Here is a 15,599-nt window from a genome sequence, read left to right as displayed (position 1 = left end):
AAATAAGATAACGGTTATAGTTATCAATATTCAGACTATTCCCTTGAATTTGTGACTTTATTGTGCTACAATATTCCAGTAACGAAGGTCAGCCGGGCTGGAGCCGGCTGACGCGCTGCATGGTTTCATTATTTTTTATTTAGAGGGGGTTTCAAAAATGGAGAGGATGATTATTAAATTATCCATGTTCCACACATTGGCATTGGGTGTACTTTCCATCTGGTTCGGTGACTGGCTGAGAGCCAAATTCCCGTTCCTGAAGAAGTACTGCCTGCCTGGTGCAGTTGTCGGCGGTACGATTTTTGCCATTATCAGTTTATTGCTTTACAACGCGGGCATCTGCGAACTGCAATTTGACTACAAGGTAGCCAACAGCCTGTTCTACTGCATCTTCTTTGCCGCCAGCGGTGCGGCAGCCAGCCTGAGCCTGCTGAAAACCGGCGGCAAATACGTGGTGCTGTTCTGCATTTCCGCTGCCGTCCTGGCCGCTCTTCAGAACGGTATCGCCCTGGGCCTGGGCTCTGTACTGAAGGTTCCGCCTCTGCTGTCCATGATGACCGGTTCCATTCCCATGACCGGGGGCCACGGCAACGCCGCAGCCTTTGCTCCCATCGCCGTACAGTTCGGCCAGAGCAATGCCATGGAAGCCGCCATCGCTGCAGCCACCTTTGGTCTGATCTCCGGCGCCATCATCGGCGGGCCTTTTGGCCGGTTCATCGTCCGGAGACATCACCTGGAAGATCCTGCTCTGGATGGGAAGGGTGAAATGGAAGAAGAATCCGGGAAGTCCACCATGGGCAACCTGATGCACAAAGGGGATGTGGTCCAGGCCATGTACCTGATGTGCTTCGCCCTGGGGGTTGGCGGTGCCGTGTTCACCGTGCTGAAAGCCCTGCACATCTCCTTCCCGATCCACGTATGCTGCATGTTTGCCGGCATCCTGATCCGTCTGTTCTTTGACGCCAAGAAGGGCGCAGATCATACGGCCCTGTATGAAGGCATCGATACCGTTGGGGACTTCTCCCTGGGTCTGTTCGTGTCCATGTCCATCATTTCCATGAAACTGTGGACCCTGGCCGGCATGGGCCTCCAGCTGTTCATCCTCTGCATGGCCCAGGCCATTTTCATCATCTTCTACTCCTATTTCGTGGATTTCTTCGGAATGGGCAAGAACTACGATGCAGCAGTCATCGCCGTTGGTCATACCGGGTTCGGCCTGGGTGCCGTGCCCGTATCCATGGTAACCATGACGGCCGTGTGCAAGAAGTACCGTTACTCCAAACTGGCCTTCTTCGTGGTACCGGTTATCGGTGGGTTCCTGAGCAACATCACCAACGCCATCATCATCAGTAAGTTCCTGGACATTGCACATACCATGCAAATGGCCATGGGGCTGTAAGCGCAAGGATAGTCAACAGAATATCCAATCACACAAAGAGGATCCTGCTCCAGAGGGTCCTCTTTTCGCATATCTGAGAAAATTTCCCAAACCCGCATCCCGCCTTGCGTTCCATGAACACACGTTTTTGTCAAGTCTTTTATATTTTTTCAGCCGTGATATAATGATACCGATTTGTCAGGAGGGGAGGGAGAAACATGCACATTGCCGGCTGGCAGAAAGTATCCCTGGTGGATTACCCGGGGAAAGTGGCCTGCACCCTGTTTACCGGGGGATGCAATCTCCGGTGTCCCTACTGCCACAACAGCGAGCTCCTGGAAGGCGAAATGCCCTCCCAGGATATGGAGGAAGTGATGGCCTATCTGGACGCCCGGAAGGGCATCCTGGACGGTGTGGTGGTCAGCGGAGGAGAGCCCTGTCTCCAGCCTGATCTGGCAGCCTTCCTGGCACGGCTGAAGGAAAAAGATCTTTTGGTGAAGCTGGATACCAACGGGTGTTATCCGGACCTTCTGGGAGAGATCCTGAACCGGCACCTGGTGGATTACGTGGCCATGGACTGGAAAAACGCTCCGGAAGACTACGCCCTTACTGTGGGCCGGGAGGTATCCCCTCTGGAACAGGTGACCGGGAGCCTGGATAAGCTCCTTTCCGGATCCGTCCCCTTCGAGCTTCGTACAACCGTTGTGGAACAGCTCCACACCGAACGTTCGTTTGAAAAAATCCGGGATTACCTGGAGCCGCTCCTTGCCAAAAAAGGGAAAAAGATCCCGGCTTTTTATCTCCAGGCTTTCAAGGACCGGGACACCGTCCCCTTTGCCGGCTTCACTGCTCCGGATAAAAAATCCCTGGAACGGTATGCAGCCTTGCTGGAGCCCCTGGCGGACAAGGTTGGACTGCGGGGCGTATGACACAACATCTAGTATACAACGTTGTATATTACCACCATATATTGACAAGCGTTCCAATACGGGCTACAATGAAAGAGCATTTTGGAAGAGCAATCAAGAGAAAGAGGGAATGGAGCCATGTATTCAGTGGTAAAACGCGATGGCCAGATCGTTGATTTTGACGTGACCAAGATCAGCAGTGCCATTACCAAAGCATTCGAAGCACTTCACAAAAACTACCATCCCAGCATCATCAACATGCTGGCTCTGCAAGTCACTGCCGACTTCGATCCCAAGATTAAGGACAATCTGATCAGCGTGGAAAGCATCCAGGACAGTGTGGAAAAGGTACTGTCCGATTCCGGCTATGCCGATGTGGCAAAGGCCTATATCCTGTACCGGAAACAGCGGGAGCAGATCCGGAACGTGAATTCCTCCCTGCTGAACTACAAGGAACTGGTGGACAACTACCTCCATGTCAACGACTGGCGGGTAAAGGAAAATTCCACGGTCACCTATTCCGTAGGGGGCCTGATCCTGTCCAACAGCGGAGCCATTACCGCTAACTACTGGCTGAATGAAATCTACGACAAGGAAGTGGCTGACGCCCACAAAAGCGCTGCCATGCATATCCACGATCTGAGCATGCTCACCGGCTACTGCGCCGGCTGGAGCCTGAAACAGCTGATCCAGGAAGGACTGGGTGGCATCCCCGGGAAGATCACTTCTTCTCCCGCGAGCCACCTGTCCACCCTGTGCAACCAGATGGTGAACTTCCTGGGCATCATGCAGAACGAATGGGCCGGAGCCCAGGCTTTCTCTTCTTTTGATACCTATCTGGCGCCTTTTGTGAAAAAGGACAACCTGAGCTATAAGGAAGTGAAGCAGTGCGTCCAGTCCTTCATCTACGGGGTGAACACTCCCAGCCGGTGGGGTACCCAGGCACCGTTTTCCAACATCACCCTGGACTGGACCGTCCCCGACGACCTGAAAGACGTGCCTGCCATTGTGGGGGGTAAGGAACAGGACTTCACCTATGGGGACTGCAAGAAGGAAATGGATATGGTGAACAAGGCCTTCATCGAAAACATGATCGAAGGGGACGCCAACGGGAGAGGCTTCCAGTATCCCATTCCCACCTATTCCATTACCAAGGATTTCGACTGGAGCGATACGGAAAACAACCGGCTGCTCTTTGAAATGACCGCCAAATATGGCACTCCTTACTTCTCCAACTACATCAATTCCGACATGAAACCCAGCGATGTCCGGAGCATGTGCTGCCGGCTGCGGCTGGATCTCCGGGAGCTGCGGAAGAAATCCGGGGGCTTCTTCGGGTCCGGGGAATCCACCGGGTCCGTAGGGGTGGTCACCATCAACATGCCCCGGATTGCCTACCTGGCCAAGGACAAAGATGATTTTTACCGCCGACTGGACCATATGATGGACATTGCCGCCCGGAGCCTGAAGACCAAACGGACCGTAATCACCAAGCTGCTGGATGCCGGGCTCTATCCCTACACCAAACGGTACCTGGGCACCTTCAAGAACCACTTCAGTACCATCGGGCTCATTGGCATGAACGAAGTGGGGCTCAACGCCAACTGGCTCCGGAAGGACCTGACCCATCCGGAAACCCTGGAATTCACCAAGGAAGTGCTGACCCATATGCGGGAACGGCTGAAGGATTACCAGGAACAGTACGGAGACCTGTACAACCTGGAAGCCACTCCGGCGGAATCCACCACCTACCGGCTGGCCAAGCACGACAAGGAACAGTATCCGGACATCATCACCGCCAACGAACACGGAACCCCGTATTACACCAACTCCTCCCATCTGCCGGTGGGGTATACGGAAGACCTGTTCACCGCCCTGGATATGGAAGATGATCTCCAGACCCTGTACACCTCCGGTACCGTATTCCATGCCTTCCTGGGCGAAAAACTGCCGGATTGGAACTCTGCCGCCGGTCTGGTGCGGAAGATTGCCAACAACTACAAGCTGCCCTATTTTACCTTGTCTCCCACCTACAGCATCTGCCGGGAACACGGGTATCTGAACGGGGAACAGTACACCTGCCCCTACTGCGGCAAGAAGACCGAAGTCTACAGCCGGATCACCGGATATTATCGGCCGGTGCAGAACTGGAACGACGGGAAGATCCAGGAATTCAAGGACCGGAAAGTCTATGACCTGGGCCAATCCCATCTGAACAAAGAAGAAGCCAAAGGCCAGCGGCCCCAGTTCCGCAAACCGGCGGTGAAACCGGCTCCCACTGAAGCCAAACAGGTGGTCAGCGCCGGCAGGGACAAAGGCTGGATCCTGTTCGGGACCCACACCTGCCCCAACTGCAAAATGGCTGTGAAAGAACTGGAAAAACACGGAGCCGCCTTTACAGAGATCTTCGCCGAAGAACATCCGGAACTGGCGGAAAAATACCAGGTGCAGAGCGCACCCACCCTGCTGGTAACCCAGGGAGACACCCTGAACAAAATCGAAGGGTTCGGACCCATCCGGGCCTTCATCAAGAAGCAGGGGATGTAAAAGAAAAAGGGATGTTGCACGGGCAACATCCCTTTTTTGTCTCGAGACTCGAGACCGAACCGCTGCGACCGGCCCTGCGGAGCCTAACCGATTGGCCGGTAGAAATCCGTAGGGGGATGACCAAGGGCTGCGAAGCAATCCCGCCCGGTCATCCCGTATGCACGGACGAATGATGGAGCGGCGGCAGAGAAAAAACCGCCCAGAGAGCCCTCCAGAACGCCATACAGGAGAAAAGCCGGTATGTGGCCAAACGCATCATGCCAGGTTGAGAAAAACGGCAATGCCTGGCTAATGTAAAAACGATAAAAAGTATTGACTTTAAAGTAAAAGGATGGCCTGTTGAGAGGAGAAAATAAGATGAAAGTTAGGTATATTGGCCCCAATCAAGGGGTAGATGCGTTTACAAGTAATAAAATTTATGCAGTTGTTGGGGTCAAGGTTCCTTGGATAAAAATCATAGATGATTCGGGAGAAGACTATGTTTATTTGATTAACGAACCTCGTTTGCTGGATAGTGAGGTATCTGGTAAGTTTGAAATTGTTGAAGATGATGAAAATGGTACGTTAAAAAAAGCTTTTGACGAAGCAAAAAAATGGGCAAATCCAAACTGATTTTTATCGAAGAAAATCCCCCTGCTCCGGCAGCGGGCTTTTCTTCTGCCTGAATTTCATAGTGTTATACAAGGGCACCGGGAAACCGGCTGCCCTATTTTTATGCACAAAAAGGAGAGATGCAAGATGAAGAATATGAAAACTATGGCCCTGGCTCTGGCAGCCGGTGTGGAACGCGGCTTTCCAGACTTTGAAAAAGTGCGCAAATTTTGCTCTGCTGATTTTTGAAAAGTTGGCAAAAAGTTGGCAAAACAGGCATGAAAAAAGGAACGGTGTGAAACGTCCAAACTGGTTTAAAAACCCCAAAACCCGCATGTTTACAAGGTTTTTAACAGTATGTGACGCTAACCCGTTCCCGTAATAAGCATTGGTGGAGATGAGGGGAGTCGAACCCCTGTCCGAAAGCATTGCCATGCGAACTTCTCCGAGCGCAGACTGCATATTTTGTTTCGCAGCCGGCTTGCCTGCAGACGGGCCAGTCGACCTGCTATCTCGATGGGTTTCCCTGTCATCCTCCGAGAATTGGATGGCAGGTATCCTGCAAGTGTCGTCTATTCTTCTTCAGCAGGAATGAAGAGGAAAGACGTTAGCAATTTAAGCTGCTAAAGCGTAAGAATCGTCTGCGTTTATAACGCGTTTCCACCGTTTAATGGGGTTGGCGGAATCCCAGCTCGCTTATCGCACACCATCTACCCCCGTCGAAACCGGTACATCCCCAGGTATAGTGTGTACATTGTATTTTATCATGCCCATGTGGCTCCGTCAAGGGAGGCCAGGATTTCCCGGGCCCGGTCCACATCTTTTTCTTCCACATCGATGTAGTACATATCCCGGTCGATTTTTCCTTTAGGGCCAAAATCCCGGATATCCAGCTTGGCACCGCAGCCGCAGGCGGGGGCTTCGCTGGGAAGGGAGGTGGAGGAAAAGGAAATGCCGGCGTTTTTCAGGGCTTCTTTGGCAGTTTGCCAGTGGGCTTTGCAGCCTTTTTCCTTATAAACAGTGATCTTTTTGGTGAAAAATCCCATAAGGGGCCTCCTTTCAAATAGCAGATAATATTTTAAGCAAAGAATTATTATTTATTTACTATTATATCACATTATCCCCTTTCTTTCCTCCTGTTTTTATGGTATCATGGACTTGTCAGAAAAGATTGTCGACGAAGGCTGACAACCATACCATTTGCTTGTGAGGAGGAATTTTTTATGGAACAGAAATTCTACAAATGCGCTCATTGTGGGAAGATCATCGCTGTTGTGAAAGAAACCGGCGTGCCGGTAATGTGCTGCGGCCAGAAGATGGATGAACTGGTGCCCAATACCACGGACGCCGCTCAGGAAAAACATGTGCCGGTAGTGGAAGTTTCCGGCAATATCGTAACGGTGACCGTTGGTTCCGTGCTCCATCCCATGCAGCCGGAACATTACATTGAATGGATCTCCCTGCACACCAAACAGGGGAACCAGAGAAAAGAACTGAAGCCGGGGGATGCTCCCAAGGCCGTGTTCGCCCTGGTGGATGGGGATGAAGTGGAATCCGCTTACGCTTACTGCAACCTCCATGGGCTGTGGAAAAAGTGAATTTGGTTGTTAACGGTTAATAGTCAATGGCCGTTGGATGCCAGCACAGCTGGCTTTGAATGGATAAAAAGGACCTGCCGAACATCCGGCAGGCCCTTTTTTATGCTATAATCAACATAAAATCCCTGTCAAGGAGGCCTTTCCCATGTCGTTTCCCCTTTTCTGCATCACCAACCGGCATTTGTACTCCATGCCCTTTCTGGACCAGCTGGACCGGATCCTGACCCTTCGTCCGGCGGGAGTGATTTTGCGGGAAAAGGACCTTTCTTTGGAGGAATATGTTTCCCTGGGCCGGCAGGTGCTGGAAAAATGCCGCCGGGCGGGGGTTCCCTGCTGGTTCCATACTTTTGTGGAAGCGGCGCTGGAACTGGAGCCGGAGGGAATCCAGCTGCCCATGCCGGTGCTCCGGGCCTTGCCTCACAGGTGGCGGCAGAAATTCCCAGGGCAAGTGGGGGCCTCCTGCCACAGTCTGGAAGAGGTGCTGGAGGCAGCCTGGCTGGGGGCGGACTGCTGCACCTTCAGCCATATTTATCCCACCCGGTGCAAGCCGGGTCTGGCGCCCCGGGGCCTTGAACAGCTCCGGCAGGTGTGCGCCCAAAGCCCCATCCCCGTCTACGCCCTGGGAGGCATCACCCCGGAAAAGGTCCCGGAACTGAAAGAAGCCGGAGCCGCCGGGGCGGTGATGATGGGGTGGTGGGGAACTGTTGCCAGTCCAACCCCTTGACTTGCAACCTGGTATCCTATAATATGAAGGAATAAAACCAACTGTGAAGGAGTGGGCCTATGAAAAAACAACTGCTGGCCCTGGCGTTTTCCTGCTTTGTCCTTTGGGGCAGCGGGGATGCCCTGGCGGCCAAACCCACTGATTGGAGCCTTCTGGGAGAAAATACTTCCGGAGCCTACTATACGGACCTTGCCTCGTTCCGCCAGGAATCCAGGACCCCGTCCCTGACCCAGGCCACAGCCCGGGCAGTGCTGAAGAATCCCTCGTTCATCCGGCTGCTGGATCACCTGTATGCCAAGGATCTGAAAGAGGATGATTCGGCCAAAGAATGCATTATGGATGTGGAAATCAACCAAGCTGACCACACCTACCGGATCAACCAGATCCAGGTGCTGACCCGGAAAGGGAAGAGCCTGGAAAAGAAAAAGATCAAAGAAGAATTTCTCCCCATTCCTCAGCGGACCTTTGTGGCCGCCCTGGAAAAAGAGATCCAGGCCTGGAATCTGGAGAACAAAAAGGAGCCTGTGAAACATGAAAATCCGCGGATTTGAAAAAATCTCTTCCTATAAAGAGGTGGATTTCCCCCTGCCCAGCCGGCAGACCGCCCGGAGTGCCGGGTACGACATTTATCTGCCGGAAACCGTGACCATTCCGGCCCACAGCCAGAAAATGGTCCCCACCGGAGTAAAGGCCTACATGCAGGACAACGAATACCTGGGCATCCACATCCGGTCCAGCATGGCGGTGAAACGCCACCTGCGCCTGGTGAACAACGAAGGCATTGTGGATGCGGATTACTACAACAATCCAGACAACGAAGGCCATTTGCTGCTGGCCCTGGCCAATGACAGCAGCCAGGACGTGACCCTGGAAAAAGGGGAACGGGTGGCCCAGGGGATTTTCTATACGTATCTGCTGGCCGATGATGACGCCAGGGCTCCCAAACAGGAGCGGAGCGGCGGCTTCGGCAGCACCACGAAATGAGGGATGACCATGACGGACAATAAATGGAAGAAAATGATCGGCCTGGTGGACACCATGGGAGACTGGGGCGGCTACCAGCTGTATGAATGGTTCAAACTGTTCCCGGAACAGCGGGAAACGGCCCTCCGGGAATATATTTATTTGAAGGCTCACCTGATCCGGGGCTGCCTGACGGCCCTGAAAAAGGACCTTTCCAAAGAAGAATGGAATGAATTCTACCTGGCCCTGGGCAAACAGATGGAAGCCACTCCGGATTACAGCTACGGAGCCACCTATGATGGGCTGGTGGAAGCTCTCCGGGGCTACGAAGGCCAGAACCTGGCCCAGCAGAAAGCCATCTTTGCCAAACGGAGCACCATTGACAGCACGGTATATTCCCAGCAGTTTGTAAAAGATTTAACAAATTTCTTCAGCCGGACCCAGGCGGAACTGCGGAAAGGGCTCCGGGACTGAAAAAAGTTGTCTTCGGTAGTGAATAAAGGTTGACAAGTTGAAGATAAACTCCTATACTGTTACCATAACTAAACAAAAGATAGAGGCGCGGAAAACATCAGTAATTCTCTGAGGGACACCGTTGAGGGGAATGAAAGGGGAACCGCCGAAGCAAAGCTGCGGGTGCGCGCTTATGCTGGGATGCAGGTGAACAATCTGCAGACTGTCGCCTTTGGGTGGAGAGCTATCAATGGGAACGGAACCAAGTCCCCTGCCACGGCAGGAGCGGCTTCTTTTCTTGCAGGTCATTGGGCTCGCCTCGATGACCTGCTTTTTTGTCTCCCAAAGGATCAACAAAGGAGAGATGCACAGAATGATCAAAGTGATGGTAAACGGTGCCCTGGGCAGAATGGGGCATACAGTGGTACAAACGGTCCTGCAGCAGAAGGATATGGAACTGGTGGGCGCCGTGGACGTGTTCGGCAAGGACAAAACCGTGGAAGGCTGCCCGGTGGATACGGACCTGGTACAGGCCCTGGAAGCCCATAAGCCCGATGTGGTGGTGGACTTCACCCGGCCGGATGTGGTCATGGGGAACCTGCGGATCATCCTGAACGCCGGGGTCAACGCCGTAGTAGGCACCACCGGCTTCACCCAGGAAAACCTGGGTGAACTGAAGGGCCTGGCGGAAAAGAACAACGTGGGCATCCTGGTTTGTCCCAACTTTGCCATGGGGGCGGTGCTGATGATGAAAATCGCCGCAGAAGTGGCCAAATACTTCCCCCAGGTGGAGATCATCGAAATGCATCATGACAAAAAGCTGGACGCTCCCAGCGGCACGGCCATCCTTACCGCCCAGAAACTGGCGGAAGTCCGGGGCGGCTTTGTCCAGCAGGGGAATCCCGATGAAGTGGAGAAACTGCCCCATGCCAGAGGCAGCGAATATGAAGGGATGCGGATCCACAGCGTACGGCTGCCCGGGTTCGTGGCCAGCCAGGAAATCATCTTCGGCAGCATGGGCGAAACCCTTACGGTGCGCAACGACCCGGTGAGCCGGGAATGCTACATGCCCGGTGTGATGCTGGGCTGCCGGACCATGGTAAACCGCAAGGGCCTGGTGTACGGACTGGATCAGATTCTGGATTAAGGATAAGAGGAGACGAAAATCATGAAAGAATACAACTTGGCAATTCTGGGTGCTACGGGCGCCGTTGGACAGGAATTCATCAATCTGCTGAACGAACGGGACTTCCCCTTCAAAAACCTGAAACTGCTGGCTTCTGCCCGCAGCGCCGGCAAGGAACTCACCGTCCGGGGCAAGACATATAAAGTGGAAGAAGCCAAAGCCGACTCCTTTAATGGGGTGGATGTGGCCCTGTTCGCCGGCGGCAGCATCTCCAAGACCTTTGCTCCCATTGCCGTAAAGGCCGGTGCCGTGGTGATCGACAACTCCAGCACCTACCGGATGGATCCGGATGTGCCTCTGATCGTCCCTGAAGTGAACCCTCAGGACATTACCAAACATCACGGGATCATTGCCAACCCCAACTGTTCCACCATCATCATGGTCATGGCCCTGAAACCCATCTACGATCTGGCCCGGATCAAACGGATCATCGTCTCCACTTACCAGGCTGCTTCCGGCGCCGGCAAAGACGGGCTGGACGAACTGGAAAACCAGATCAAACAGGCTGCCCGGGGCGAAGAAATGACCGCCAAGATCTTCCCCAGCGCCAGCGCCAAGAAACATTTCCCGCTGGCTCTCAACCTGGTGCCCCAGATCGATATCTTCCTGGACAACCTGTACACCAAGGAAGAAATGAAGATGGTCAACGAAACCAAGAAAATCTTCTCCGATCCGGAAATGCGCATTACTGCCACCACCGTCCGTGTTCCCGTATACCGGAGCCACAGCGAATCCGTCAACGTGGAACTGGAACATGACGTGGAACTGGAAGACATCCGCAAGGCTCTGGCCGGCTTCCCCGGCGTGGTGCTCCAGGACGATCCTTCCCAGCAGATCTATCCCATGCCTCTGTACACCTCCGGCAAGAACGATGTGTATGTGGGCCGTCTGAGACGGGATGAATCCGCGGCCAACAGCTTCAACTTCTGGTGCGTAGGGGACCAGATCCGCAAAGGGGCTGCCCTGAACACCCTGCAGATTGCGGAAACCATGGTGAAGAACGGCTGGCTGTAAGAGAAAACCAAACGAGATATTCGAGGGGAGCCTGAGTTTAAAATGAAAATCATTGTACAAAAATTCGGTGGAACGTCCGTTGCTACGCCTGCCACCCGTGAAAAAGTGGTGGGCAAAGTCCAGGAAGCCATTGCCCAGGGATATTCTCCCATTGTGGTGGTGTCCGCCATGGGACGCCGGGGAGATCCCTTTGCTACGGATACCATGATCGATATGCTGAAAAGTGTGAACCCCAACCCGGCTCCTCATGAACTGGATCTTCTGATGGCCTGCGGAGAAATCATCTCCTCCACGGTAATGGCCGCCACCCTCCAGGAAAAAGGCCTGAAGGCTAAAGCCCTTACCGGGGGCCAGGCCGGTATGATCACCGATGATGAATACGGCAATGCCAAAATCCGCACGGTGGAACCGGACAACCTGCTGGAACTGGTGGAACAGGGGATCATCCCTGTAATCTGCGGGTTCCAGGGGGTAACCGCCGATCACAAGAACGTGACCACCCTGGGCCGTGGGGGCAGCGATACCTCTGCCGCCGCCTTCGGGGTAGCCGTCCATGCGGACAAGGTGGAAATCTACACCGACGTGGACGGGGTCATGACCGCCGATCCCCGGATTGTAAAGGATGCCCACATCATCAAACAGATCTCTTATGATGAAATCCGTGAAATGGCCCACCAGGGCGCCAAGGTCATCCATCCCCGGGCGGTGGAAATCGTTATGCGTTACGGGGTCCCCATGGTGGTAAAGAGCACCTTCTCCGAAGCCCCTGGTACCCTGATCAGCAAGGAAGACCAGCCCAAGGAAATGGAAGAAACCGATTCCCTGGAAGAAAAACATGCCTGCGGGGTGGCCAGCAAGAACAACATCGCCTTCTTCTCCGTGAACCTGGAAACCAATGACGGGGCTGAACTGTTCGACACCCTGGCCAAAAACGGAGTGAGCATCGGTACCATGAGCCTCCAGCCCCATTCCCTGATGTTCGCCGTGTACAGTGCTGCTGCCGCTGATGCGGAAAAAGTGCTGAAAGCGGAAAACTGCAAGTACACCAAAGTGGAAGACTGCGCCAAAGTGACCGTGGTGGGCTCCCATATGGGCGGTGTGCCTGGCATCATGGCCCGGTTCATCAACGCTCTGGCCAAAGCCGGCATCGAGATCCTTCAAACTACAGATTCTGACAACCTGATTTCCGCCATTGTACGGGAATCCCAGGTAAAAGAAGCAGTCAATGCCCTGCACGCTGCTTTCCAACAATAAAAGGTGGTTAGCATGAACAAGAAACCTTATTTCGGAAGACTGATTACAGCAATGGTGACCTTCTTCAACGAAGACGGCTCCCTGAACGCGGACGGGACGGCGGAATTCGCCTCCTGGCTGTTGGATCACGGCTCTGATTCCATCCTGGTCAGCGGCACCAGCGGGGAAGCCCCCACCATGACCTATGCAGAAAAAGAAGAACTGTTTACCAAAGTCATCGCCAAGGTAAGAGCCAAAGGCAAAGGCCAGGTGATCGTAGGCACCGGCTCCAACAACACGGCGGATGTACTGGAAATGAACAAACTGGCAGAAAAAGTGGGCGCCGATGGAGTCCTGGTGGTGGGGCCCTATTACAACAAGCCCTCCCAGGAAGGTTTCTACCGTCATTTCAAGACCATTGCAGACAATACCAGCCTGCCCATTGTGATCTACAACGTGCCCGGACGGACCGGCAGCAATATTTTGCCTGCCACCGTTGCCCGTCTGGCCCATGAATGCAAAAACATTGTGGCCATTAAAGAAGCTGCCGGCAATGTAAGCCAGGTGGAAGACCTGTACCGTCTGGTGCCGGAAGATTTCTCCATTTACAGCGGGGACGATGCCCTGATCCTGCCTTTTATGAGCGTAGGCGCCGTAGGGCTGATTTCCGTCCTGAGCAATGTGAACGGAGAACTGATCCAGGAGATGATGCAGAGCTTCGAACAGGGTAAAGTCCAGAAGGCCCGGGACTTGAACAAGACCATGGTCCTCCAGTCCCGGAGCATGTTCCTGGTGAGCAACCCCATCCCCATCAAAGAAGCCGTAGGACTGATGACACCCTTCAACCCGGGGCCCTACCGTCTGCCCCTGTGCCCCATGACCGACGAAGAAAGAGAAAAGGTCACCCGGGCCTGGAAAGAAAGCGGGCTGTTGAAGTAAACAAGGTCAAGGGTCAACGGCCTGAGACCAGGGGGTGTGAAAAAATGATTCTTCATTTTTTCACACCCCCCTTTTTTTGCTATAATAGGGTCTGTACACCATAGCAGGGAGGGACGGACCCAATGGCAGAACCACAGGAATCACAGCATACCGGGGAATCCGGGGGCAAATACCGGCTGGCAGAGGCGGTGAAACGGCTGATGGCCCGGCAGAGCCTGGAAGACATCACCGTAAAGGAAATCACCGGGGAGGCCGGGGTATCCCGCCAGACCTTTTACCGGCACTTTCTGGACAAATATGATCTGGTGAACTGGTACTTTGATGAACTGCTGGCCAATTCCTTCCGGGAAATGGGCTACGGCAGGACCATTTACGAAGGCCTGGTCCGGAAATTCCGCTATATCCAGGCGGAAAAGGTGTTCTTCCGGGCGGCGTTCCAGTCGGACCAGCAGAACAATCTGAAAGACCACGACTTCCGGAAAATCTATGGGTTCTACCAGGACCTGTACCGGAAAAAGACCGGGAAAGACCTGGAGCGGGCAGTGCTGGCCCTGTTGGAAATGTACTGTCAGGCCTCCGTCTACATGACCGCCAAATGGGTGGGACGGGGAACCCGGGATGCAGCTCCGGAACAGCTGGCGGACCTGATGCTCCAGGCCATGCCGCCTGCTCTTACGGACCTTTTCGTCCGCTGTGACCTGCTCCGGTAATGACTGAACAGTCAAGGTGACAGATGAGGAAAAGTGTCACTTGTGGAACTTCTCTTTCTTTTTTACAATGGAATCAAAGAACAACGGACTGTGTTCCGATTCCGTAACAAAAGAAAGGGGAGTTTTTTTATGGCAAACAGAATTTCCTTGAACGGTACTTCCTATCACGGCAGCGGTGCCATTAAAGACATCATCACCGAATTCCAGAACAGAGGGTTCACCAAAGCTTTCGTAGCTTCCGATCCGGACCTGGTGAAGTTCAACGTCACCGCCAAAGTCACCGATCTGCTGGATGCGGCCAACATTCCCTACACCGTCTATTCCGACATCAAACCCAATCCCACCATTGCCAACGTCCAGCACGGGGTGGAAGCCTTCAAAGCCTCGGGCGCTGACTGTATCATCGCCATCGGCGGCGGCTCCTCCATGGATACCTCCAAGGCCATCGGCATCATCATCGCCAACCCGGAATTTGCTGACGTCTGGAGCCTGGAAGGCTGCGCTCCCACCAAGAATCCTTCCGTGCCCATCCTGGCTGTGCCCACCACCGCCGGTACCGCTGCGGAAGTGACCATCAACTACGTGATCACCGACGTGGAAAAAGAACGGAAATTCGTCTGTGTGGATCCCCATGACATGCCTGTAGTGGCCTTCGTGGATCCGGATATGATGTCCAGCATGCCCAAAGGCCTCACCGCTTCCACCGGCATGGACGCCCTGACCCACGCCATTGAAGGGTATACCACCAAAGCCGCCTGGGAAATGACCGACATGTTCCACATCGAAGCCATCCGGCTGATCGCCGAAAACCTCCGGGGCGCAGTGGCCAACACCAAAGAAGGCCGGGAAGGCATGGCCCTGGCCCAGTACATTGCCGGCATGGGCTTTTCCAATGTGGGACTGGGCATCGACCATTCCATGGCCCACACCCTGTCCGCCCATTATGATACTCCCCACGGAGTAGCCTGCGCCATGCTGCTGCCCATTTCCATGGAATTCAATAAGGAATACACCGGCGACAAATACAAAGCCATCGCCAAAGCCATGGGGGTGGAAGGAGTGGATTCCATGACCCAGGAAGAATACCGGGATGCTGCCATTGCCGCTGTCCGGAAGCTGTCCCAGGACGTGGGGATCCCGGAAAAGAACGAAAAGATCCGGGAAGAAGACCTGGACCAGCTGGCCAAAGACGCTCTGGCCGACGCCTGCTATCCCGGCAACCCCAGAGAAGCCACCAAGGAACAGGTCATCGAAATGTTCCGGAAACTGATGTAAGGAAAGGGAAAGTCTCCAGCCTGAGGAGAGGGGCTGCTGCGCATGCAGCAGCCCCTCTTCTGTGTCCCCCTGAAAGGGGG

General features: G+C 54.0%; 16 protein-coding genes, 1 other RNA gene and 1 riboswitch. Of the genes, 15 read left to right on the top strand and 2 right to left on the bottom strand.

What is annotated here, in order from left to right; genetic code table 11:
- The first annotated feature begins 157 nt into the window (after positions 1–157).
- The 4 genes from QVO43_RS09680 to QVO43_RS09665 all read left to right on the top strand — a co-directional run bounded on the left by QVO43_RS09680 (position 158) and on the right by QVO43_RS09665 (position 5,445).
- Positions 158–1,399: a sodium/glutamate symporter gene (locus QVO43_RS09680; protein ID WP_012938553.1), complete on the top strand. Its 1,242-nt coding sequence runs from the start codon at positions 158–160 to the stop codon at positions 1,397–1,399.
- Positions 1,400–1,596: 197 nt separating this feature from the next.
- The gene (locus QVO43_RS09675; RefSeq protein WP_022488314.1) at positions 1,597–2,307 is read left to right on the top strand and encodes an anaerobic ribonucleoside-triphosphate reductase activating protein; all 711 of its coding nucleotides are present in this window, start codon (positions 1,597–1,599) and stop codon (positions 2,305–2,307) included.
- 117 nt (positions 2,308–2,424) lie between these two features.
- Entirely contained in the window at positions 2,425–4,833 is a 2,409-nt protein-coding gene (locus QVO43_RS09670) for a ribonucleoside triphosphate reductase (RefSeq protein WP_022488313.1), read from the top strand.
- Between the two features lie 357 nt (positions 4,834–5,190).
- Positions 5,191–5,445, top strand: a complete 255-nt coding sequence (locus tag QVO43_RS09665; RefSeq protein WP_022488312.1) for a hypothetical protein — start codon at positions 5,191–5,193, stop codon at positions 5,443–5,445.
- 368 nt (positions 5,446–5,813) lie between these two features.
- Here the strand turns inward: QVO43_RS09665 and ssrA are convergent.
- Positions 5,814–6,162: a transfer-messenger RNA gene (gene ssrA, locus QVO43_RS09660) on the bottom strand.
- Positions 6,163–6,188: 26 nt separating this feature from the next.
- Positions 6,189–6,470: a hypothetical protein gene (locus QVO43_RS09655; protein WP_022488310.1), complete on the bottom strand. Its 282-nt coding sequence runs from the start codon at positions 6,468–6,470 to the stop codon at positions 6,189–6,191.
- Positions 6,471–6,647: 177 nt separating this feature from the next.
- Here QVO43_RS09655 and QVO43_RS09650 point away from each other — a divergent pair, with 177 nt between their 5' ends.
- The 11 genes from QVO43_RS09650 to fucO all read left to right on the top strand — a co-directional run bounded on the left by QVO43_RS09650 (position 6,648) and on the right by fucO (position 15,519).
- Positions 6,648–7,022, top strand: a complete 375-nt coding sequence (locus QVO43_RS09650; RefSeq protein WP_022488309.1) for a desulfoferrodoxin family protein — start codon at positions 6,648–6,650, stop codon at positions 7,020–7,022.
- Between the two features lie 145 nt (positions 7,023–7,167).
- Entirely contained in the window at positions 7,168–7,746 is a 579-nt protein-coding gene (locus tag QVO43_RS09645; protein WP_022488308.1) for a thiamine phosphate synthase, read from the top strand.
- Positions 7,747–7,805: 59 nt separating this feature from the next.
- Positions 7,806–8,297 carry a hypothetical protein gene (locus tag QVO43_RS09640; protein WP_022488307.1) on the top strand — a complete coding sequence of 164 codons (492 nt, stop codon included), beginning with the start codon at positions 7,806–7,808 and terminating at the stop codon, positions 8,295–8,297.
- Positions 8,278–8,730 carry a deoxyUTP pyrophosphatase gene (locus QVO43_RS09635; RefSeq protein WP_022488306.1) on the top strand — a complete coding sequence of 151 codons (453 nt, stop codon included), beginning with the start codon at positions 8,278–8,280 and terminating at the stop codon, positions 8,728–8,730. Before QVO43_RS09640 ends, QVO43_RS09635 begins: the two co-directional genes overlap by 20 nt.
- Positions 8,731–8,739: 9 nt before the next feature.
- Entirely contained in the window at positions 8,740–9,183 is a 444-nt protein-coding gene (locus tag QVO43_RS09630) for a hypothetical protein (RefSeq protein ID WP_022488305.1), read from the top strand.
- 72 nt (positions 9,184–9,255) lie between these two features.
- Positions 9,256–9,417: riboswitch (Lysine riboswitch) on the top strand.
- 118 nt (positions 9,418–9,535) lie between these two features.
- Positions 9,536–10,309 (top strand): 4-hydroxy-tetrahydrodipicolinate reductase, encoded by a 774-nt coding sequence (gene dapB, locus QVO43_RS09625; protein ID WP_022488304.1) that lies wholly within the window; start codon positions 9,536–9,538, stop codon positions 10,307–10,309.
- 21 nt (positions 10,310–10,330) lie between these two features.
- On the top strand, positions 10,331–11,362 hold the full coding sequence (locus tag QVO43_RS09620) for an aspartate-semialdehyde dehydrogenase (protein ID WP_022488303.1): 1,032 nt from the start codon (positions 10,331–10,333) through the stop codon (positions 11,360–11,362).
- A gap of 42 nt (positions 11,363–11,404) precedes the next feature.
- Entirely contained in the window at positions 11,405–12,616 is a 1,212-nt protein-coding gene (gene dapG, locus QVO43_RS09615; RefSeq protein ID WP_022488302.1) for an aspartate kinase, read from the top strand.
- 12 nt (positions 12,617–12,628) lie between these two features.
- A complete protein-coding gene (gene dapA, locus QVO43_RS09610; protein ID WP_022488301.1) occupies positions 12,629–13,534 on the top strand; it encodes a 4-hydroxy-tetrahydrodipicolinate synthase in 906 nt (301 codons plus the stop codon).
- A gap of 122 nt (positions 13,535–13,656) precedes the next feature.
- A complete protein-coding gene (locus QVO43_RS09605; RefSeq protein ID WP_022488300.1) occupies positions 13,657–14,244 on the top strand; it encodes a TetR family transcriptional regulator in 588 nt (195 codons plus the stop codon).
- Positions 14,245–14,373: 129 nt separating this feature from the next.
- Complete coding sequence (gene fucO, locus QVO43_RS09600) at positions 14,374–15,519, top strand: lactaldehyde reductase (RefSeq protein WP_022488299.1); 1,146 nt, start codon at positions 14,374–14,376, stop codon at positions 15,517–15,519.
- Positions 15,520–15,599: the final 80 nt, after the last annotated feature.

It is taken from the genome of Acidaminococcus sp. CAG:542 (assembly GCF_000437815.1).
Lineage (GTDB): Bacteria > Bacillota > Negativicutes > Acidaminococcales > Acidaminococcaceae > Acidaminococcus.
This window is presented reverse-complemented; position numbering and strand designations above follow the sequence as displayed.